Genomic DNA, 21,370 nt, shown 5'->3' on the forward strand with positions numbered 1-21,370 from the left:
ATCAGTTGCAAATTTATTTAAATGGAGGTTATAAATGAATATACGGGAAATTAAAGAACGTGTTATAGCAAGAAGTAAAAATAGTTTAGCAAATTTTGTGGATTTAAAACGCCAATCATTTCGAGTTATTGATTTATTTGAAATTGGCAATTATTTAGGAAATCAAAACTTGTTTCAAGAGTTATTAATAAAAGGAAAAATATCATTAGATTTTTTAAATAACAAAACGGTTTTAAAACCCACTTTATCAATCTTAACAGATTATGAAACAGATAGAATTTATGAAAAAAATAATGAAATAGATGTTAATGATAATATAAATGAGTATATTTTATGAAGAAAAAATGAAATATATCAGAAATTACTTAAATTAAATAAAACGGATGCAGAGTCTCGTCGAGAAACAGGGATTTCACATTTGAAAATTGGATTTCCTTTTGTTTCTGGTGCATATTATGATGAAAATAATAAAATAGATTATTATCGAGGACCATTATTCTTTTTTAACGTTACGTTTGAGCAAGCAAACAATAAATTTAGTATTAATTGAGATCAAAATATTAATCCAAACATTAATTTATTAAGTCGATCGGGATATTTTTTAAAGACAGATTTAGCGAATGAAATTGAACAACTGGAAAATGATGAAAATGATAATAATTCAATTTTTGAAATTATTAAAAATAAATATGATTTAATGCTCAACATTTTTTGTGAGAAATTAAATATCAATATTCCAAATTTAGAATTTGTAAAAGAATTTAATCTTGTAAAATTTCCATTTAAGTTTTAGTCATTAGCAACATTAAGAAAAAAAGCAGAAATTATTGATTCATCTTTAGTTTATAGTGCTTTAATTGGGTTTTATAAAACCGAAAGTGCAGAATTAATTCATGATTTAGATAATTGGGAAAATTCAGAAGAATATTTTACTGAATTAGAAAATCAATTAAGTAACAAGGATGTTGTTGATAAGAATTATAATCCTATTAAATCAATGGGAAAAATTGTGCAAATTTCAGAATTAGATTTTTCACAAAAATTAGCTATTTCATCAGCATTACAAAAAAATCTTGTTATTAATGGTCCACCGGGGACGGGTAAATCACAAACAATTGTTAATTTGTTAATTAATATTTTGAATAATAATAAAAAAGCGCTTTTTTGTGCTGAAAAAAGAGTTGCAACAGAAGTCGTTTATAATAGACTAAAACATTTTCAAACCTTTGCTTTATTAATTTATGATTTAAAAAATGATAAAAAATTGTTTATTAATCAGTTACGTAAAAGTTTTTCTTCTTTAAGAATGTGAAGTTCACAGCCGGTGCAATCAACAGAAGATATTTCAACTAAAATTAATGAATTATTAAATCAAATTAGTAATTTTCATGATGCTTTAGCAACCGAAGATGCTCAAACATATATTAATGATTTAACAAAATATAGAGGCAAAGTTGCTGATGAGATTATTAGTAAAGTCAAAGATTACGAAATTTTTAATAATATTTTATTAAATAATTTTGATGAACAATGTCAGCAAATTAAAACATATTTACAGGCTAGTGATTATTATGATTATATTTTAGCAAAAAGTAATATTATTAAAAATTTTACAGCTTTCAAAAAGGTAGTAAATTTTAATTGAAATGCTACTACAGAAAAAGAATTAGTTATTGTTCAATACTATTTAACAGATAAATTAAAGCATAAGATTAGTTTTTGGAATAAAAGAAAAGTAAAAAAATATTATACTAGTAATATTTTAAATTCAGAGTTTGAATTGTTTGATGAACTTATAAATGAATATCAATATTTAGGAACAAAATGAAGTAATAATTATTCTGTAAGTTTTAATAACGAAATAAAAGATATTCTTAGTATTTTAAAAGATAATAAACTTAGTTTAGAGTATTTAATAAAATGTATTAGTATTAGTTTAAAAAAATTTGAAGATAAGTATTTGGATGTTTTCAAATTAGAAGAAATTGATTGAAAATCTGAATATAAAAAATTAATTAAGAAAAAGCAAAAAATAGATTTAAAAAATTTGCATATTAAATTTGCAAAACATATAATGTTCAAAATTGAAGTATTACAGCAAGAACAACCGAAATTATATGTAAAATTTGAGCGCTTAATGGATGGAAAACGATTGCCAACTCTTAAAAAAATGATGGAATCATACAGAGTCTTTATTTCTGAAATTTTTCCAATTATTATTTCTTCAATTGAAGGCGGGATAACATTGTTTCCAAATAAAAGAGGGAGTATTGATTATATGATTTTTGATGAGGCTTCACAAATTTTTTTAGAGCGAGGTATTAGTTTAATGAATCGTGGTCAAAAAGTTATTGTTGCAGGAGATGGAAAACAACTTCAACCATCGAATTTTTTTGCAAAAAATCTTGATGATTATGATGAAGAAGATGATATTGATGAATTTAAAGCAAGCGAGTATTCATCACTACTAGAATTTGCAACCACTTTCTTTTCAAAGGAAATGTTAAATTATCACTATAGTTCAGAGAATCGTGAATTAATTGAATTCTCTAATAAAATATTTTATGAAGGAAAACTCTTAGTTTGTGAAAAACCATATAAAAAACAGAAGGCAATTGAAGTTCGCAATGTTGATGGAAAATGAATTAATCAAAGAAATGAAATTGAGGCAAATACTGTTGTGCAAGAAATTCTGAATATTTTAGACAATAGAAAAAATAATGAAACAATTGGGGTTGTTGCATTTAATAAGAACCAAGCAAATTTAATTTTAGAAAAATTGGAAAAACTAAATGATCCGATAGTTGAATGAGAAATGAATGGTAAGTCTGATGTTAATAAATTTTTATTTGTAAAAAATCTTGAAGAAGTACAAGGAGATGAAAGAGATATTATTATTTTTTCAGTTTCATTTGCAAGAGATAGTGTTACAAATCGTTTAAAACGAAATTTTGGTCCTATTAATAATAGAAATGGTGAAAATCGAATTAATGTTGCGGTTTCCCGAGCTATTAAAAAAATTATTGTTGTAAAATCAATCAAGGGTCATGATTTTGGTTATGATATTTCAGCACTAAAATCTGAAGGAGCAAAAGTATTTGCTGACTATATTAATTATGTTGATCACTTGCAATCATGCAATTTAGATAATGAGGTTTTTCAATCAATTTGAAGTAAATATCTTATAGAATATAGTGATGAGAATCCTTATCAACAAATGGATAGTATTTTAGAAGAAGAAATTTATACTCAATTGAAAAAACATTTAAATGGAGAAAGATTTGAAATTATTCCGCAAGTAAAACAATCTGGTTTTCGGATTGATTTAGGAATTAAAGATAAAACAACAGGTAATTTTGTGTTAGCAATTGAGTGTGATGGTCATACATATCATTCTAAGCCAATGGACCGAGCTCGAGATATTTGGCGACAATCAATTTTAGAAAGTAATGGTTGAAAATTTGAACGAATTTCATCGTTGCAGTGATGAAAAGGAAACCAAAATAAAGTAATTGAGCGAGTTTTAAAGAAAATAGAAACTTTAAGTTAGAGTTTAAAGGAATAATTATTTTTTATTTTTTAAAGAAATAACCTATTAATTAAAAAATAGATATAATATTATATATTATTTCCTTTTTTTATGCTATAATATATATAGTAAAGTATGGGTAGAAGATAGGGTAAATGAGGTGTAGTAATGAATAATGGCTTTTATATCTTACCAAATGAAGAAGGATATTTAGTGAAGTCACATGATACCAATAGTGAAATAGCGTTATTTAGAAGTCGCCGTGATGCTGAAGTGTTTATTAGTACACTAACGTTGTCACCATCAATTTCACCTACAAATAATTATTCAGCAGTATCAGCAATCCCACAATATTCGACACCACCACAACAACAAGTTATTACTCCGTATCCTGCGGCTAGTGGTGCTTCGCCACAAGTCTTTTTTATTCAACAACCAGCGCTAGCGCCATATCCGTATTATCCAATGATGCCGCCAATGCCACCAATGGGAATGCACCCAGGAATGTATCACGGCATGTATCCTAACCATTGATCGCAAAATGGCTGTGGTGGTGGATGCACTTGTGGCCATGGGGGTTATCATGAACATTCAGAAGAAGATTACCATCGAAAAGATTCTACAGAAAAAAATCATCAGGGCAGTAAAAGGGATGATGATTTAAGAAAGAATGCTGATGAAGATAATGATCGCCAACAAAGTGGTCGTGGTTTTAATTCTGAAAATGTGGCTGTTTCAAATGTTACTGATATTAAATCAGAACCTCTACAAACAGCCCAAGTTGAACCAATAGCACCCGTTACTGCACAAGAACAATATAATAGTACACAACCAATTGGTACAAATGAATTGCCTTTAGAACAACAAGGAGCAGAGAGTGGCCCATTAGGATCACAAGGATTTGGACAACAAGGAACATCTGGTGAGCAACAACAAAATCAAGCGGGGGCAGGAATGCCAGATTACTACGAACAAGCTTTTGTTGCAAACCCAGTTTATGTTAACCAAGATTTATCACAACCGCAAGCGACAACGAAACCAACTGATTTAAATGATGATGATTTCTTTAGTTTTATTAATGATAATGATTTTAATCATAATTCAGAAATGTCAAAGAAAGAAACAAAACGTTTAGCAAAAGAAGAATTAAAAGCGGCAAAATTGCAAGCAAAGTTAGAAAAACAAAGTCGTAAAAAATCAAATCGTGAGAATGTTAACGATATTGAAGACTTAAATCCGATTGTAAAATAAAAAGTAATTTAAATACTTTTGCAATGTTTCTTTTAACTAAGAGAATATTAATAAAAACCTTTCTAGGTTTTTATTAATATCTAAAGTTAGGAGAAACATTTTTATATGGTTAAAAATTATATTAATTATTATTTAATTTAATTATTTTTTACTGATAGTTACTATAAATAATTAGATTAGGGTTCTAAAAATTATTTTCTTATTTTTTTAAAATATTTTGGGTTTATAGCTTTAATTTTGTCGAAAACTCTTGATATTTATAAAATATACCTAAAATTAGGTATATTTTTAATATATAGAGGTAAATAAATGATGAAAAAAATAATTACAGAATTAATAAATAGCTTAACAGATGATCAATTTTTAGAATTTTATGAAAAAATAAAACAACAAGCAGACTTAATTAAAAAACAAAAACGTTTAAATGAAATTGATCAAAAATTTAGAGATAAAGGCATTATATGTCCTAATTGCAAATCTTTTCATTGTGTTAAAAATGGTCATAATTCCGAAGGAAAACAAAAATATTTATGTAAAAAATGTCGTGCTAGTTTTGATGCATTTCGTCATCATTTTACTTATTGAAGTCATTTAAATTATGAACAGTGAAATTTATTAATTCAAATTTCATTGTTAGGACAATCTAGTAAAATAATTTCTCGTTTTATTAAAACAACCCCAAAAACCGCTTGATATAATCGACAAAAATTAATGCAATCAAAACAATTAGAAAATACACAGTTAAAATTTAAAAAATTAAATGGTCAAATCCAAATGGATGAAACATTTATTAAAGAAATTCATAAAGGCAATTTTAAAGATAAATTTGATAAACGAAAAACTCATCTCGATCCATTTTCAACTGATACCAAATGCTGTATTCAAATGGCAGTTGATAGCAATAATAATATTTTTGTTCAATCCACCAATACCAAAAGATTACAAAAACAATGGATTATTGAAAATATGAATAAGCAACTAATTAAAGAAAAATCAATAATTATTTCTGATATGCAACCACTATATTTATTAGTAGCAAAACAAACAAATTCTACTCTATATTCCACCAAAACTAGTACAAACCCTGATACTAGTTATCAAAAGTTAAATAAGATTAGTAAATTACAATCCAGTCTTAAAGAAGCCTTAATTCATTATCATGGTTTGGGTTTCACTAATATTCAAAATTATTTAAAGCTCTGAAAATGAAAATACCAACACAAAGGTTTAACACCAAACCAACAATCAACGGTATTATATTTTAACGTTTAAAAAATTTAAAGCAAAATCATAATCTTACACAAAATTAGTTTTCAAATTGTCATATTGATGATTTTTTTTATTTCATCAAGAGTTTTCGACAAAATTAAAGGTTTATAGTTGTTTTTTAAATAAAATTAATGTTATAATGATTTAGGTTTTCGGGCTATAGCTCAGTTGGTTAGAGCGCACCCCTGATAAGGGTGAGGTCGATGGTTCAAGTCCATTTAGCCCGACCATTTTTTATCTAATTTTGGGCCCGTAGCTCAGCTGGGAGAGCACCTGCCTTGCACGCAGGGGGTCGACGGTTCGATCCCGTTCGGGTCCACCATTTCAAATATATTTAATTTAAACAGTAAACAATAAACAAAACATATCAAATTCCCATTGGTATGTTTTTTTAATTGTTTAGAAAAGATAATTGGTTAAGAAAATAGAATGCAATAAAAAAGCGATGATTATTAAAATTATTTTATTTATCATCAAATATAAATCCAAAGTTATTGCTTTAATTAATCTTGTTTTTTTGGTATAATATATATAATGTAGAAATAAAAAATATAATCAGGGGTGAAGTATGTCAATTTTTGATAAAAATGAAAATAAAAGATATGCGTATTTTTTAACAAATTTTAAAGAAATTTTATCTGATTGGTCAGTGATGGTCAATGACCAATTTATTAAAACATCGTTAGATAATTCGTCAACTAAATTATTTGGAATGAATGTTGATAAAGCAATTATTTTTTTTAATATTAATTTAGAAGTAAATAATACTTTACAAGAATTAGGAATTATAAAAGAAAGTTATAGTATTGATTTGATTAATGACTTGGAATTAGATTTAAATAAAAAATCAGTTCAAAAAAAAGATCAAAAAAATTATGATGTAATTTATAATCAAATTGATACCTTTTTTGTTGAAGATTCAGAACTATTAAAGTTTTGTGAGTATAGTTTAAATGTTGTTAATTTATCAACAGAAACAGATGGACCAACTATTAATGCTTTAAATAATTATAAGTCAATTGCTTTTAATAGTTTCCCAACTAAAATTTATGAATTGTTAGATTGATTTGGCATTGATGTTGTTGAGACAATTAGTAACAGTTGCAAGGTTAAACGTTTTGGTGTAAAAGAAAATCATTTTGGTAGTAACAGAAAGTTAAGACGAAAACCGGGGTTTACATCAAAGCGCTCATTTGATAATGATAATGATGATGAAGAAAAAATTAATAAGGAATCAATCTTTACGGAGTATTTTGCTAATAATGGTGATATTAATGCTAAGTTAACAGTATTAAATAAATTATTGCCGTTGTTAGAAGAAAAACGCACAGACATCAAAGAATTTAATCCTAAGTTAGAATATGATATTTTTAGTTTCTTACAACATACAAAATATCGTAATTCATTAACATACCAAGAAGATCCTGATGCAGAAAAACGTTTAGACAAGGTTTTTAAGAAAGCTGTCTTATGTTTGTACTTATTAGATATTGGTTAAAAACGAATAGTATCATTCGTTTTTTATTATCCTTCTTAAAATGATAAAAGAAGTATTTTTTTAAGATAGTTTTCCTATATAATTGATAATAGGTGATTATGATGAAAGTTATTTTAATTAAAGATGTTAAGGGCAAAGGCAAAATTAATGATGTGATTGAAGTTTCAGATGGTTATGCGAAAAATTATTTAATTAAAGAAGGATTTGGGATTCCAACAACCCCAGCTAATTTAGCAAAACTCAATGTTGTTCTATCCGAACAAGCAGCCCAAGCAGCAGCAAATAAAGCGACATTAGAAGAACTAAAGACAGCTTTAGAACAATTAACCTTAAATTTTAAATTAAAAGTTCATGATAATAAAACTTTTGGTTCAATTTCATTAACCCAAATTGAAGATCGTTTGGCAAAAGAATTTAATTTAAAAGTTGATAAAAAGAAATTTCTTGATAATAATAATTTAACAAGTTTTGGGTTGCACTATTTAAAAATTAAATTAGCCCCTAATTTAATTGCAACTTTGAAGGTGATGATTGATAAAAAGGAGAGTTAGGTAATGGATAACTTAAGTAAAAAAGAGTTAAATAAGATTAATGTTATTAATGAAGCGGAAAAAAATGTTTTAGCAATTATTGCTCATTCAATTGCTGCTGCAGAAGAAGTGTTTTCAATTTTAACAGAAGAAGATTTTACCGTAATGAATTATAAAGTTATCTTTAAAGCCTTACAAGAACAGTTTTTGGCAAAAGTAGCCATTAACATTACGACATTAAGTAATTATATGTTAAAAAATAATATGTTAAATAAAATTGGGGGAATTGAATTTTTAACAGATTTATTTCAATCATATACAACTGATGCAAATTTAACAGAGTATTTAGATATTATTATTAAAAACACCACGTCACGCCGTTTAAAAGCGGTGCTTGAAAATATCCATCGTGAAATTGAAACTCATCAGCCAATTGATGAAGTTGTTAGCAAAGCCGAAAAAGAGATTTTAGATGTTAAAAAAGAACGAAAAGGAAATTTATTTAAAACATTATTTGATGAAGTTGACAAAGTTTTACAAAAAATTGAATTGTTAGAAAATTCTGGTGAAATGTTAACAGGTAGTCCAAGTGGTTTTCGTGATTTAGACCGAATGACATCAGGTTTTCAAAAAGGGGATTTTATTATTCTAGCAGCACGACCATCAATGGGGAAAACGGCATTAGCTCTAAATTTTGCTGTTAAATCTGCAGCACAATCAAAAAAAGCTGTTGCGATTTTTTCAGTTGAAATGCCCGCAGAACAATTGATTCAACGGATGATTGGGAGTTATTCAACAGTGGATTCAGCAAAAGTTCGTACTGGAAAAGGTTTACAAACTCGTGATTGAGAAAATATTACAAAGGCTGCGGACTTTTTAAAACAAACCAAGTTATTTATTGATGATACACCAGGATTAAAAGTTATTGAATTACAATCAAAACTTCGAAAACTGTGTCGTGAAAATGAAGTTGGATTAGTTGTTATTGATTATTTACAATTATTGAGTACGGGAACGCATTTTAGTGATTCTCGTCAACAAGAGGTTTCAACTATTTCGCGCCAATTAAAAGCTTTAGCGCGGGAATTAGAAGTACCAATTATTTGTTTATCTCAGCTATCACGGTCAGTTGAAAAACGAGAAGATAAACGTCCAATTATGTCAGACTTACGTGATTCAGGGGCAATTGAACAAGATGCTGATATTATTATGTTTTTATTTCGTGAAGACTATTATGAAACCTATGATCCAAATAACTTATATGCTCCATTGGAAACTGAAAAAGCACAGTTAATTTTATCGAAGCATCGGAATGGCCCAACTGGTAGTGTCGAATTATTATTTGTAAAAAAACATGGTTCATTTGCTGATTATGGTTTGCAAAATGCTAAAATTTAGGTTAACATTTTAGTTAGTAGCAGAGATGCAATTATATTAAATAAACGCTTAGGAAAAGGGGTCTAAAATGCGTAAATTATTATCACTTTTTACAGCAACAACTTTAATTACAACATCAACAACTTCACTTGTTGCTTGTAATACAACACCGCAAGGAAATCCGGTGCCTGTTTTTGTATATAATGGGAATCAAAAATTTAGTCATGCGCCGACTGTAACTGGAAAATCAGTTAATGGAATCGATAACGCTGCTGAATCAGGGAAAGATGAAACGGGAGCTCCTTATGAATATAGTTTACAAGGGAGAAGAATGGGATTAATTAGTAATGTCGTTGTTCCATTTTTAACTGGAATAAATTTAACAAAAGACAATAGTAAGACAACTGTAAAAGGAGCAAATTGAACACCAGAACAAATTGCTGCCGGATTACAAGAACAAAAAGATAATATTATTGCAAATGCAAAAATTGATGGAACTGACCCTTTTGATAATGCAAAAAAAATTAATCAAAAAACCTTATGAGAAGAATTTTTTACTAATTATTCAACTAGTTATGATTCATATTATACCCAAGTTGGTTTAACGGCAAATGAAAACCCAACTGTTGTTGATCCTAATAATCAAAATTTAGTAACAATGAGTGGTAATGCAGAAAAAACATCAAATAAAGATTGGGTGAAAGAACATACGTGAGGTAGTAAAAAATGACCTTATACACCACCATCATTAAAAACTTTATCGCCAGTTGCGACAATTTTAGATTGATTAAATGATCCAAATAACAATTATAATAAAGGATTTGACCAGATTAATGAGAACCGTGGTTATCAATCAGCTCGTTATCTTGCGATAACAATTCCAAATGTAACAATTCGGTTTGAATTCCAAGGCGAACATAAACGTTTTACTTTTTCAGCAATAATTGATAAATTAGTTGCTTACGCTAATTACTTGGTTTATAAAAATCCAAATAGTAGTACGGATAAACCAACATACGCTCATCAATGGTTTTTTCTTAGTTATGGTTTTTATGATTTTAGTAAATTAACAAATGATGATTATCATGACTATAATTTTAAGATTCCAGTTCCTAATATCGATCCAAGTGTTAGTATTGCATTAGGATATGTTAAAAAAGGTGACAAAGATGGAATTTTAACAGCTGATGAAGATAAAAAAGTTGATAAAAATGGACAATTTCCATCGTTATCACCAGATTATGCTTTTCCTGATTTAAAATGAAAAATTAATGTTGATTCAATGACAGATCAATACAAGTAATGGATATTAAAATTTTAACAGTTGGTTCATTAGATAAAAGTTTCTTAATATCGGGTTGTGCTTTGTTTTTAGAGCGAATTAAACATTATGCTAAAATCGAAATCATTGAAATAAAAGAAATTGTAAATAAAAATGAACAAGTAGCAGTTAATAAACAAACAGTATTAGTAATAAAAAAAGCTTTAGATTATCCCGATTATTATAAAGTATTATTAGCTCTGGATGGTAAATCATTAACAAGTGAAAAAATTGCTGCTTTAATAGCAGATGTTAAGGATTTTAAAAAAGCAAAATTAATGTTTATTATTGGTGGTAGTCATGGTTTTAATTTAACAATCCAAGGACAGGTTGCTTTTCAATTAAACTTTGGAGCAATAACATTACCGCATCAATTATGTCGATTAATTTTACTAGAACAAATTTATCGGGGATTTAAAATTATTAATAATGAAGTTTATCACAAATAAATTAACAGTATAAAAGAGTTTTTCTTTAATTTTGTCGAAAACTCTTGATATTTATAAAATATACCTAAAATTAGGTATATTTTTAATATATGGAGGTAAATAAATGATGAAAAAAATAATTACAGAATTAATAAATAGCTTAACAGATGATCAATTTTTAGAATTTTATGAAAAAATAAAACAACAAGCAGACTTAATTAAAAAACAAAAACGTTTAAATGAAATTGATCAAAAATTTAGAGATAAAGGCATTATATGTCCTAATTGCAAATCTTTTCATTGTGTTAAAAATGGTCATAATTCCGAAGGAAAACAAAAATATTTATGTAAAAAATGTCGTGCTAGTTTTGATGCATTTCGTCATCATTTTACTTATTGAAGTCATTTAAATTATGAACAGTGAAATTTATTAATTCAAATTTCATTGTTAGGACAATCTAGTAAAATAATTTCTCGTTTTATTAAAACAACCCCAAAAACCGCTTGATATAATCGACAAAAATTAATGCAATCAAAACAATTAGAAAATACACAGTTAAAATTTAAAAAATTAAATGGTCAAATCCAAATGGATGAAACATTTATTAAAGAAATTCATAAAGGCAATTTTAAAGATAAATTTGATAAACGAAAAACTCATCTCGATCCATTTTCAACTGATACCAAATGCTGTATTCAAATGGCAGTTGATAGCAATAATAATATTTTTGTTCAATCCACCAATACCAAAAGATTACAAAAACAATGGATTATTGAAAATATGAATAAGCAACTAATTAAAGAAAAATCAATAATTATTTCTGATATGCAACCACTATATTTATTAGTAGCAAAACAAACAAATTCTACTCTATATTCCACCAAAACTAGTACAAACCCTGATACTAGTTATCAAAAGTTAAATAAGATTAGTAAATTACAATCCAGTCTTAAAGAAGCCTTAATTCATTATCATGGTTTGGGTTTCACTAATATTCAAAATTATTTAAAGCTCTGAAAATGAAAATACCAACACAAAGGTTTAACACCAAACCAACAATCAACGGTATTATATTTTAACGTTTAAAAAATTTAAAGCAAAATCATAATCTTACACAAAATTAGTTTTCAAATTGTCATATTGATGATTTTTTTTATTTCATCAAGAGTTTTCGACAAAATTAAAGGAGTTTTTTATACTTTTTTTATTTTTTTGATCTTTTTTTTGATTGAGCTGCTTGTGTCATCATTTCAATTTTTCGTTTTCGGGCTAATTCAGAAAGTCCAGTTGTGTTTTTTTCTAATAATAGTTGGCGATAATATGGATTATTTTTTTTCGCTAATTTAACAATTTTAACACGATCAGCAACAGTCATATTATTAACATCAATATAATTAGGGTCATTAGTTTTAAAAGCTTGTTTTCTTAACTGGTTATTCTTTTTTTGGGCATTTAATAAAATTTTATACATTGGATTATTTTTATCAATTATTTTTTTCTTATCAAGTTTTGGTTTTTTCTTTGTTTTACGGTATACTTCATGGGCTCGTGATGTTTTACGTGCTAAATTATCAAGCTCAATTTTAACTACTTGTGCTTTAAACTCTTGGATTTTTTCATAACGTAAATCATGTTCAACAATTTTTGACTTTTTTCATATGATAGTTTTATCATCCTTTTTGTTTGCCATTTTTCTCCTCACCCTTTGTTACTTTTATACAATAATAATTATAACGAGATTAAAAAAATAATAAAAGATAAGATAATATTTTTCTGTTACTGACGATTATGAATGTGATAATAATTGCTAATTTTATCCCCTTTAAAATATTATTTTTTTTATTTTTTTTTAAAAAAGTACTTGCATTATTGGATGTTATCCAATAAAATAAATTAGCATGTATATTTTGTGGAAACGTCTTTTATGGTCTATCTTTGATACACTGATAGGCGTTGTCAATGTTTACACAAAAAATATAAATAAATTAGGAGGAAAAGTAATGGCTCAAACTAAAATGAGAATAAAATTAAAGGGTTATGATCACCGTGTGGTTGATCAATCAATTCAAAAAATCATTGAAGCAGCTCAAGCCGCAGGAGTAAAAGTTAAAGGACCAATTCCTTTACCAACTGATCGTGAAATCATTACTATTTTACGTGCAACTCATAAATACAAAGATTCAAGAGAACAATTTGAAATGAGAACACATAAAAGAATTATTGATATCATTAATCCTGATGGTCCAAAAGTAATTGATACTCTAAAACGTGTTCAATTACCAAGTGGTGTTGAAATTGAAATGAAATAAATAACCGCTCTTAAATTTAATTTATCAGCAAGATATACATGACGTATTTTCAAGGAGGAAAGAAATGAAAGGAATCTTAGGACGCAAAATTGGTATGACACAAGTTTTTGCTACCGATGGTAGACTAATACCAGTTACAGTAGTTGAAGTACAACCTAATGTTGTTTTACAAGTGTTAAGTAAAGAAAAAAATGGTTATCAAGCGCTTCAATTAGCTGTCGAAGATAAAAGAATTAACTTGGTTTCAAAACCAGACCAAGGACAATTTAAAAAAGCGAATACAACACCTAAGCGCTTCGTTAAAGAAATCAGAAACATGGATGGCTATAATTCTGGCGATATTATTAAAGCTGATATCTTTACTGCTGGGGAATTCGTTGATGTAACCGGAACTTCAAAAGGGAAAGGATTTACAGGGTCAATTAAACGACACAACTATTCACGTGGACCAATGGGTCATGGATCAGGATATCACCGTGGAGTTGGGTCAATGGGACCAATTGCTCCAAACCGCATTTTAAAATCAAAAAAAATGCCGGGGCATATGGGAGCTGAAAAAGTAACAATTCAAAATTTAGAAGTAGTTGCAATTGACACTGTAAAAAACGCCTTGTTAGTAAAAGGTTCAATTCCGGGACCAAACAAACAGTTTGTAGTTATTAAAGAAACAATTAAAGGTTTAAACCCAAAGACACCAACAGAACTAATTAAAAGAACTGTTGAATCAAAAACACCAGAACCCGAAATTAAAACAGAAAAACCAGTTGAGGTAGTTGCTGAAACACCAGTTGAAGCAGCACCAGCAACCGATGCACCAGCATCAGTTGAAGAATAGTTTTGTAGAAAGGAATTTTAAAATGAAATTACAAGTACTTGATGCGAAGGGAAGTAGCATTAAAGAAATTAGTGTAAATAAGACAATTTGAGGGATTGAACCACACCAACAAGCAATGTTTGATGCTGTTGTTGCGCAACAATCGGCAATGCGTCAAGGTACACACAAAACTAAAACAAGAACTGAAGTATCTGGTGGGGGAAGAAAACCTTGAAGACAAAAAGGTACTGGTCGTGCTCGCCAGGGTTCAATTAGAGCACCACAATGAAAAGGAGGAGGCATCGTATTTGGTCCAACTCCAGAAAAAAATTACTTAAAACATGTTAATAAAAAAGTAAGAAGATTAGCAATTAAATCAGCATTATCATTAAAAACACAAGACAAAAATTTAGTGATAATTGATCAATTTGGAATTGAACAACCTTCAACAAAAGCAATGGTTGGGGTTTTAAATAATTTAAAAGTTAATAATGAAAAATTATTAATCATTACAACCGATGGTGATGAAGTTAACTTTAAATCATCACGTAATATTGAAAAAGTAAATATAATTACATCTGCTGGAATTAATATTTATGATTTACTAAATGCTGACAAACTACTAATAACAGAACAAGCGGTTAAAGCAATTGAGGAGGTGTACGCATAATGCATATTACAAATGTCATTAAAAAACCAATTTTATCAGAAAAAACATATCGTAATATGGCTGATGGGGTTTACACTTTTGAAGTGGCACGTACTGCTAATAAAGTTCAAATTAAAAAAGCTTTTGAAAAAATCTTTGAAGTAAAGGTTGAAAAAGTTAATGTTATTAATTATGACCCAAAAGAAAAGAAAATGGGAAAATTTGTTGGAGAAACAACGTATACAAAACGTGCAATCATTAAATTAAAACCAGGAGAAAAATTAGATTTATTAGGAGAAGATAAATAATTCCAGGATACAACTATCTGGGACTGTTTATTGGCGAAATAGGAGGATAAATAAAAATGCCAATTAAGAGTTTTAAACCAGTTACACCGAGTCGTCGTAATATGACAACATTAGATTATTCCGTTCTAACAACTGATCGTCCGGAAAAATCATTAATTGAAACTCGGAAAAGACATGCTGGTCGTAATAACCAAGGGGTTATTACCACAAGACATAAAGGTGCCGGTCATAAAGTTAAATATCGAATTATTGACTTTAAGCGAAATAAGGATGATGTTGTTGGTAAAATTGCCACAATTGAATATGATCCAAATCGTAATGCCTTTATTTCTTTAGTTAATTATGTTGATGGTGAAAAAAGATATATTTTAGCACCAAAAACAATTAAAGTTGGAATGCAAATTATTAGTGGGGAAAAAAATGATATTAAAGTTGGAAACTGCATGAAATTAAAAAACATTCCAGAAGGGACAGTATTTCATAATTTAGAATTACGTCCTGGTAAAGGTGGACAATTAGCGCGTTCAGCGGGTTCATCAGTTCAATTACTAGGGAAAGATGAAGATGGTAAATATGTTACAATTCGGCTAACTTCTGGTGAAGTTCGTAAGGTTCTAGCTGAATGTCGTGCAACTATCGGAGAAGTTGGAAATGAAGACTATGGCTTAGTAAATTGAGGAAAAGCAGGACGTAACCGTTGACGCGGAATTCGGCCAACTGTTCGTGGGTCAGTTATGAACCCAAATGATCACCCGCATGGTGGGGGAGAAGGAAAAGCTCCTGTTGGGCGTAAAGCACCAATGACACCATGAGGTAAAAAAGCATTAGGAGTAAAAACTCGTAATAAGAAAAAAGCTTCAACTAAACTAATTGTTAGAAGACGCACTAAATAATCTTACTAATTAGCAGTCAAATATGACGAATAGTAGTTGAAAGTAAAGATTGAAATTAGAGAGATTATTTAAAAGGAGGTACAACAATGTCACGAAGTCTAAAAAAAGGACCATTTGTTGATAAACATTTACAAAAAAAAGTTGAAGCATTAAATGCAATAAATAAAAAAGAAGTTGTTAAGACTTGATCAAGAAGAAGCGTTATTTTCCCTGAATTTATTAGTCATACCTTTGCTGTACATAACGGAAAAGAACATATTCCGGTTTATGTTACTGAAGATATGGTTGGTCATAAATTAGGAGAATTCTCACCAACGAGAAAATTTGGTGGCCATGGCGATGATAAGAAAAAGAAAAAATAATTAAATTCAGAAAGTGAGTATTATATAAATGAATGTAAGAGCAAACTTAAGAAGTATTCGAATATCGCCACGAAAAGTTAGATTGGTTATCGATTTAATTCGAAATAAAAAAGTGGGAGACGCAATAGTTATTCTTAACAACACAAACAAAAAATCATCAGTACCAGTTCAAAAATTAGTAAAGTCAGCAGTGGCAAACGCTGTTAACAATAATGGCTTGGATGCTGATCGCTTATTTATTAAAGAAATCTTCGTTAACGAAGGACCAACATTAAAACGATTCCGTCCTCGTGCCCACGGACGCGCATATGAAATTTTAAAGAGAACAAGTCACATCACAGTTACTGTTAGTGATGGGCAGCAATAAGAAAGGAAGATAACAAGATATGGGTCAAAAAGTTAGTCCAACGGGATTACGTGTTGGAGTTATTAAAACACGAGATTCAAGATGATATGCTGAAAAGCAAGATTATGTGAATTGATTGCATCAAGATATCAAAATTAGAAAAGCTCTAATGAAAAAATTAAAAGGAGCTAGTGTTTCTAAAATTGAAATTGAGCGAACAAAAAAAGAAATTGTTATCTTTATTAGAACTGCTCGTGTTGGTGTTGTCTTGGGGCAAGAAGGAAAAAACATCGTCGAATTAGTAAAACTAGTAAGAGTTACAATTGGTGATCGTAAAATGGAAGTAAAAATTAATGTTGTTGAAATTAAAAACCCCGATACTGATGCACAATTAGTTGCAAATACAATTGCAGAACAAATTGTTAATCGTGCATCATTCAGAACTGTGCAAAAGTTAGCAATTAAAAAAGCAATGAAAGCTGGTGCACAAGGAATTAAAACTGCTGTATCAGGACGTTTAGGTGGCGTTGATATGGCTCGTACCGAAGGATATACCGAAGGAACAGTACCATTAGCCACTTTACGTAGTGATATTGATTATGCTTTGGCTGAAGCTTTGACAACTTATGGTCAAATCGGTGTTAAGGTTTGAATTTGTAAAGGTGAAATCTTAAGTAAAGATCTAGTCACAACTAGCGATGAAAAACCAAAGTTTGAACGAAGAGATTATGATCGTTCGAACAATAATCGTCGTGAATATCCACCAAAATCACGTTCTGCTCCTAAGGAGGCAAAATAATGTTATTACCAAAAAGAACGAAATATCGTCGTCCACATCGGATTAAATACGAAGGAAAAGCAAAAGGGAATACTAAAGTTGATTTTGGAGAATTTGGATTACAGTCACTAGATGGAGCACGAATTACAAACCGTCAAATCGAAGCAGCGCGGATTGCTATGACACGTTATATGAAACGTTGAGGAAAAGTTTGAATTAGAATTTTTCCCCATATGGCAAAAACTAAAAAACCATTAGAAGTACGGATGGGATCAGGGAAAGGTTCACCAGAAGAATGAGTAGCAGTAGTTAAAACGGGAACTGTTATGTTTGAAGTAGCAGGAGTTTCAGAAGAAACAGCCCGTGAAGCGTTACGTTTAGCAATGCATAAATTACCAGTGAGATGTAAGATTATAAAAAAAGGAGAAGAGTAAGGATGAATGATTTAAACAAAAAATCAGTTGAAGAGTTAAAAAGACTGGAAGAAGAATCACGCGCTGAATTATTTGCTTTAAGATTTCAATCAGCAATGGGGAACTTAGAAAAACCACATCGCATTGGGGAATTGAAAAAACAAATTGCTCGCATTTTAACAATCTTATCTTCTCGTAAAAAAGCTGGTGAAAACACAGCAATTAATGTCAAAATTAATTTAAGTGAAACATACGCTAAAATTGAAAAAGAATCACAAGAATTTGCAAAGCAACGCAAAGCCAAAATTGATCAAATTATGGCAGAACAAGAAGGTCCCGAAGACAACATGGCAAGTTTAATGGATTTACCATTAACTGATGCGATGGAAATGACGGCGGAAGGACCAAATCTTGAACCAGTTGCTAAAGCAGATGACAAAAAACCAGCAGCGGTAAAAGCAGCAACAACAAAAGAAGTTTCAGCAGCCCCCGCGAAAAAACCAGCAGCACAGTTGCAAGAAAGCAAACCAGCCGCTAATAAAACAACTAAGTCAGCACCAAAAAAAGAAGCTGACAAAAAACCAACTACCCCTGCGGTAAAGAAAGAACCTGCTAAAGCAACGCCAAAAGCAGCCCCAGCAGCGTCTTCTAAAACTCCAGTGGTAAAGAAAGAACCTGCTAAACCAGCAGGAGCAAATGATGCTGCTTTAAAATCTTTAATTAAAAAGAACGAAGCAGCAAAAGCAGTTAGTAAACCAGCTGCACCAACAACAAGTAGCAAATCAACAGTAACCGTTAAATCGGTTACTTCGGCAAAAGCAGAAATCGAAATGCCAAAAGTAACAAAAAAATCAACGGGAACTAATACTGCAAAAAAAGATGTTGAACTTAATGCAAAAGAAAAATTAGCAGCAATGAAAAGTTCAATTTCAATCGGAACAGAAAAAGGTCGCGGAACAGGTGTTAAAATCAATTTAGATTTAAAAGCAAAAGATCCAAAAGCATCAGAGTATACTTATGGAACAAATTGAAAAGAAAATCGTGATAAAATTTTAACTGCTGGAAAAACAACAAAAAAAGCCGATGATAAAACAACTACCAAGAAAGGGACAGGGAAAAAATAATGGAAAGAAATAGTCGAAAAGTGCTACAAGGCCGTGTTATTTCGGATCGAAGCAATAAAACAATTACTGTTTTAGTTGAAACATACAAAAACCACCCATTATATAAAAAACGTGTTGAGTATTCAAAAAAATATTTAGCTCACGACGAATATGAACAAGCACATACCGGGGATAAGGTAAGTATTATGGAAACACGCCCCTTATCAAAAACTAAACACTTTCGTTTAATTGAAGTTATTGAAAAAGCAATTGGTTAATTAAGAAGAGGAAAAATAAATGATCCAACAAGAAACAAGATTAAGAGTTGCCGATAACTCTGGAGCAAAAGAAGTGTTAGTAATTAAAAACTTAGGTGGTTCATGACGTAAGTTTACTAATATTGGGGATATTGTTGTATGTACCATTAAAAAAGCCACTCCCGGTGGGATTGTTAAAAAAGGGCAAGTTGTTAAAGCGGTTATTGTTCGCACAAAACGCGGATTAAAAAGAACCGATGGAACACAAATTCAATTTTCAGAAAATGCAGTAGTTTTAATTAAAGAAGATAAGACGCCACGGGGAACACGTATTTTTGGTCCAATTGCCCGTGAAGTTAGGGATGCTGGATTTGGAAAAATCGCATCATTAGCGCCAGAAGTATTATAGGAGGCTAAGTTATGAGTAAAGTTAAATTTAAAAAAGGTGACTTAGTCAAAGTTGTAACGGGAAAACACAAGGGAACTAAAGGACCAATCATCTGTGTTTTACGTGAAAAAAGTCGTGTTGTCATTGAAGGAATTACTAATATTAAACATGTTAAACCGTCACAAGACAACACCGAAGGAGGAATTCAACAAGTTCCTGCTTCAATTCATATTTCAAATGTTGCATTAATTGATCCAAAGAACAAAAAAGAAATTACTAAAATTAGCTATCAAGTTGCTGATAATGGTAAAAAAGTTCGCATTGCTCGTAAGTCAAAAGCGCATTTAGCGTAAAGAAAGGAATAATTATTAATAATGAATGTTAGTTTAGAAAAAAAATATAAAGATGTAATTGTTAAAGAATTATTCAAAGAGCAAGGTTATCAGTCAATTATGCAAGTTCCTGCCGTTAAAAAAATTGTTGTTAATATGGGAGCTGGTGATGCAGCACAAAATAGTAAAGTAATCGAAGATATTACAAATGAATTAGCGTTAATTACAGGATTACATCCAGTTGTTACCAAAGCAAAAGGTTCAATTGCGGCCTTCAAATTACGAGAAGGAATGCCAATTGGAGCAAAAGTTACTTTACGTGGTAAAAAGATGTATCAGTTTTTAGATAAACTAATTAACATTGCTTTACCACGAGTAAGAGATTTCCGTGGGGTTAGTCTCGACGCTTTTGATGGGCGCGGGAATTACACGCTAGGAATCAAAGAACAAATTATTTTTCCCGAAATTGACTATGATAAAGTTAAAAAAATTCGTGGAATGGATATCACAATTGTCACAAGTGCAAGTAATAATGGCGATGCTCACGCCTTATTAGGTAAAATGGGAATGCCATTTAAAAAATAGGAGGAAAGAAATATGGCCAAAAAATCATTAAAAGTTAAACAACAACGCCATCCAAAATTCAAGGTAAGAGGTTATACTCGCTGTGGAAACTGTGGACGACCTCATGCTGTGTTACGTAAATTTAATTTATGTCGTTTATGCTTTAGAAATTTAGCATACAAAGGACAAATTCCTGGGGTTAGAAAAGCTTCATGATAGAAAGAGAGACTAATTAATTATGATGATTGATACAATTGCTGATATGTTAACAAGAATTCGAAATGCTAACCAACGTTTACACAAAAGTGTGATTATGCCTTCAAGTAAAATGAAAGTAAGAATTGCTGAGATTTTGAAAGAAGAAGGTTATGTTGAAGATTTTAAAATATCAGGAGATGTGAAAAAAGAATTAAGTTTAACTTTGAAGTACAAAGGAAAAACAAAAGTTATTTCAGGATTAAAAAGAATCTCAAAACCAGGATTAAGAGTTTATGTAACCGTTGAAAAAGTACCTCAAGTTTTAAATGGGATGGGAATTGCAATTATTTCAACAAGCCAAGGAATTATGACAGATAAAGCAGCAAAACATGCTCACTTAGGTGGGGAAGTTATTGCTTATGTTTGATAGAAAACTTTAAAGGAGAACAGAA

The 21,370-nt window shown here is 29.8% G+C and carries 27 protein-coding genes and 2 tRNA genes; 28 read left to right on the forward strand and 1 reads right to left on the reverse strand.

Annotated features, from left to right (window positions below; genetic code table 4):
* Positions 1-34: 34 nt before the first annotated feature.
* From ACOBME_RS07155 to ACOBME_RS07210, 12 genes are all read left to right on the forward strand, one after another.
* Positions 35-793, forward strand: coding sequence for a DUF4011 domain-containing protein (locus ACOBME_RS07155; protein WP_338965301.1), 759 nt, complete (start codon positions 35-37; stop codon positions 791-793).
* Between the two features lie 204 nt (positions 794-997).
* Positions 998-3,550, forward strand: a complete 2,553-nt coding sequence (locus ACOBME_RS07160) for an AAA domain-containing protein (protein ID WP_419334795.1) — start codon at positions 998-1,000, stop codon at positions 3,548-3,550.
* Positions 3,551-3,697: 147 nt separating this feature from the next.
* On the forward strand, positions 3,698-4,780 hold the full coding sequence (locus tag ACOBME_RS07165) for a hypothetical protein (protein ID WP_338965309.1): 1,083 nt from the start codon (positions 3,698-3,700) through the stop codon (positions 4,778-4,780).
* A gap of 309 nt (positions 4,781-5,089) precedes the next feature.
* Positions 5,090-6,052 (forward strand): IS1/IS1595 family N-terminal zinc-binding domain-containing protein, encoded by a 963-nt coding sequence (locus ACOBME_RS07170; protein WP_338963247.1) that lies wholly within the window; start codon positions 5,090-5,092, stop codon positions 6,050-6,052.
* 150 nt (positions 6,053-6,202) lie between these two features.
* Positions 6,203-6,279 (forward strand) — tRNA-Ile (locus tag ACOBME_RS07175).
* A gap of 16 nt (positions 6,280-6,295) precedes the next feature.
* A tRNA-Ala gene (locus ACOBME_RS07180) sits at positions 6,296-6,371 on the forward strand.
* Between the two features lie 246 nt (positions 6,372-6,617).
* The gene (locus ACOBME_RS07185) at positions 6,618-7,547 is read left to right on the forward strand and encodes a hypothetical protein (protein WP_338965311.1); all 930 of its coding nucleotides are present in this window, start codon (positions 6,618-6,620) and stop codon (positions 7,545-7,547) included.
* A gap of 98 nt (positions 7,548-7,645) precedes the next feature.
* Positions 7,646-8,098, forward strand: coding sequence for a 50S ribosomal protein L9 (rplI, locus tag ACOBME_RS07190; protein ID WP_419334797.1), 453 nt, complete (start codon positions 7,646-7,648; stop codon positions 8,096-8,098).
* Between the two features lie 3 nt (positions 8,099-8,101).
* Entirely contained in the window at positions 8,102-9,475 is a 1,374-nt protein-coding gene (gene dnaB / locus ACOBME_RS07195; RefSeq protein ID WP_338965314.1) for a replicative DNA helicase, read from the forward strand.
* A 67-nt stretch (positions 9,476-9,542) separates the two neighbouring features.
* A complete protein-coding gene (locus tag ACOBME_RS07200) occupies positions 9,543-10,757 on the forward strand; it encodes a lipoprotein (protein ID WP_419334799.1) in 1,215 nt (404 codons plus the stop codon).
* Entirely contained in the window at positions 10,757-11,224 is a 468-nt protein-coding gene (locus ACOBME_RS07205) for a 23S rRNA (pseudouridine(1915)-N(3))-methyltransferase RlmH (RefSeq protein ID WP_338965318.1), read from the forward strand. The genes ACOBME_RS07200 and ACOBME_RS07205 overlap by 1 nt, the downstream gene beginning before the upstream one ends.
* 103 nt (positions 11,225-11,327) lie before the next feature.
* On the forward strand, positions 11,328-12,290 hold the full coding sequence (locus ACOBME_RS07210) for an IS1/IS1595 family N-terminal zinc-binding domain-containing protein (protein WP_338963247.1): 963 nt from the start codon (positions 11,328-11,330) through the stop codon (positions 12,288-12,290).
* 118 nt (positions 12,291-12,408) lie between these two features.
* On the opposite strand, the gene ACOBME_RS07215 is transcribed toward ACOBME_RS07210, so the two are convergent.
* The gene (locus tag ACOBME_RS07215; protein ID WP_338965321.1) at positions 12,409-12,894 is read right to left on the reverse strand and encodes a hypothetical protein; all 486 of its coding nucleotides are present in this window, start codon (positions 12,892-12,894) and stop codon (positions 12,409-12,411) included.
* A gap of 310 nt (positions 12,895-13,204) precedes the next feature.
* Here ACOBME_RS07215 and rpsJ point away from each other — a divergent pair, with 310 nt between their 5' ends.
* The 16 genes from rpsJ (at position 13,205) to rpsH (ending at position 21,348) form a co-directional block, all read left to right on the forward strand.
* Complete coding sequence (gene rpsJ, locus ACOBME_RS07220) at positions 13,205-13,513, forward strand: 30S ribosomal protein S10 (RefSeq protein WP_040092918.1); 309 nt, start codon at positions 13,205-13,207, stop codon at positions 13,511-13,513.
* A 64-nt stretch (positions 13,514-13,577) separates the two neighbouring features.
* Complete coding sequence (rplC, locus tag ACOBME_RS07225) at positions 13,578-14,348, forward strand: 50S ribosomal protein L3 (protein WP_040092920.1); 771 nt, start codon at positions 13,578-13,580, stop codon at positions 14,346-14,348.
* 22 nt (positions 14,349-14,370) lie between these two features.
* Positions 14,371-14,997 (forward strand): 50S ribosomal protein L4, encoded by a 627-nt coding sequence (gene rplD, locus ACOBME_RS07230; protein WP_338965331.1) that lies wholly within the window; start codon positions 14,371-14,373, stop codon positions 14,995-14,997.
* On the forward strand, positions 14,997-15,284 hold the full coding sequence (rplW, locus tag ACOBME_RS07235; protein ID WP_070406459.1) for a 50S ribosomal protein L23: 288 nt from the start codon (positions 14,997-14,999) through the stop codon (positions 15,282-15,284). The genes rplD and rplW overlap by 1 nt, the downstream gene beginning before the upstream one ends.
* 56 nt (positions 15,285-15,340) lie before the next feature.
* Positions 15,341-16,177, forward strand: coding sequence for a 50S ribosomal protein L2 (rplB, locus tag ACOBME_RS07240; protein WP_338965337.1), 837 nt, complete (start codon positions 15,341-15,343; stop codon positions 16,175-16,177).
* An 86-nt stretch (positions 16,178-16,263) separates the two neighbouring features.
* A complete protein-coding gene (gene rpsS / locus ACOBME_RS07245) occupies positions 16,264-16,539 on the forward strand; it encodes a 30S ribosomal protein S19 (protein WP_338965339.1) in 276 nt (91 codons plus the stop codon).
* Positions 16,540-16,567: 28 nt separating this feature from the next.
* The gene (gene rplV, locus ACOBME_RS07250) at positions 16,568-16,906 is read left to right on the forward strand and encodes a 50S ribosomal protein L22 (protein ID WP_338965341.1); all 339 of its coding nucleotides are present in this window, start codon (positions 16,568-16,570) and stop codon (positions 16,904-16,906) included.
* Positions 16,907-16,925: 19 nt separating this feature from the next.
* Positions 16,926-17,684: a 30S ribosomal protein S3 gene (gene rpsC / locus ACOBME_RS07255; protein ID WP_338965342.1), complete on the forward strand. Its 759-nt coding sequence runs from the start codon at positions 16,926-16,928 to the stop codon at positions 17,682-17,684.
* The gene (gene rplP, locus ACOBME_RS07260; protein ID WP_338965343.1) at positions 17,684-18,097 is read left to right on the forward strand and encodes a 50S ribosomal protein L16; all 414 of its coding nucleotides are present in this window, start codon (positions 17,684-17,686) and stop codon (positions 18,095-18,097) included. The genes rpsC and rplP overlap by 1 nt, the downstream gene beginning before the upstream one ends.
* 2 nt (positions 18,098-18,099) lie before the next feature.
* Positions 18,100-19,200 (forward strand): 50S ribosomal protein L29, encoded by a 1,101-nt coding sequence (rpmC, locus tag ACOBME_RS07265; RefSeq protein ID WP_419334804.1) that lies wholly within the window; start codon positions 18,100-18,102, stop codon positions 19,198-19,200.
* A complete protein-coding gene (gene rpsQ, locus ACOBME_RS07270; RefSeq protein WP_338966587.1) occupies positions 19,197-19,457 on the forward strand; it encodes a 30S ribosomal protein S17 in 261 nt (86 codons plus the stop codon). The genes rpmC and rpsQ overlap by 4 nt, the downstream gene beginning before the upstream one ends.
* A 19-nt stretch (positions 19,458-19,476) precedes the next feature.
* On the forward strand, positions 19,477-19,845 hold the full coding sequence (gene rplN / locus ACOBME_RS07275; protein WP_040092935.1) for a 50S ribosomal protein L14: 369 nt from the start codon (positions 19,477-19,479) through the stop codon (positions 19,843-19,845).
* A gap of 11 nt (positions 19,846-19,856) precedes the next feature.
* The gene (rplX, locus tag ACOBME_RS07280) at positions 19,857-20,177 is read left to right on the forward strand and encodes a 50S ribosomal protein L24 (RefSeq protein WP_338965345.1); all 321 of its coding nucleotides are present in this window, start codon (positions 19,857-19,859) and stop codon (positions 20,175-20,177) included.
* A 21-nt stretch (positions 20,178-20,198) separates the two neighbouring features.
* On the forward strand, positions 20,199-20,741 hold the full coding sequence (rplE, locus tag ACOBME_RS07285; protein ID WP_338965346.1) for a 50S ribosomal protein L5: 543 nt from the start codon (positions 20,199-20,201) through the stop codon (positions 20,739-20,741).
* A gap of 12 nt (positions 20,742-20,753) precedes the next feature.
* Positions 20,754-20,939 (forward strand): type Z 30S ribosomal protein S14, encoded by a 186-nt coding sequence (locus ACOBME_RS07290; RefSeq protein WP_283272911.1) that lies wholly within the window; start codon positions 20,754-20,756, stop codon positions 20,937-20,939.
* A gap of 19 nt (positions 20,940-20,958) precedes the next feature.
* On the forward strand, positions 20,959-21,348 hold the full coding sequence (rpsH, locus tag ACOBME_RS07295; protein WP_419334808.1) for a 30S ribosomal protein S8: 390 nt from the start codon (positions 20,959-20,961) through the stop codon (positions 21,346-21,348).
* The last annotated feature ends 22 nt before the right edge of the window (positions 21,349-21,370 follow it).

Source organism: Spiroplasma endosymbiont of Sarcophaga variegata, assembly GCF_965178695.1.
Classification (GTDB): Bacteria; Bacillota_I; Bacilli_A; order Mycoplasmatales; family Mycoplasmataceae; genus Spiroplasma; species Spiroplasma poulsonii.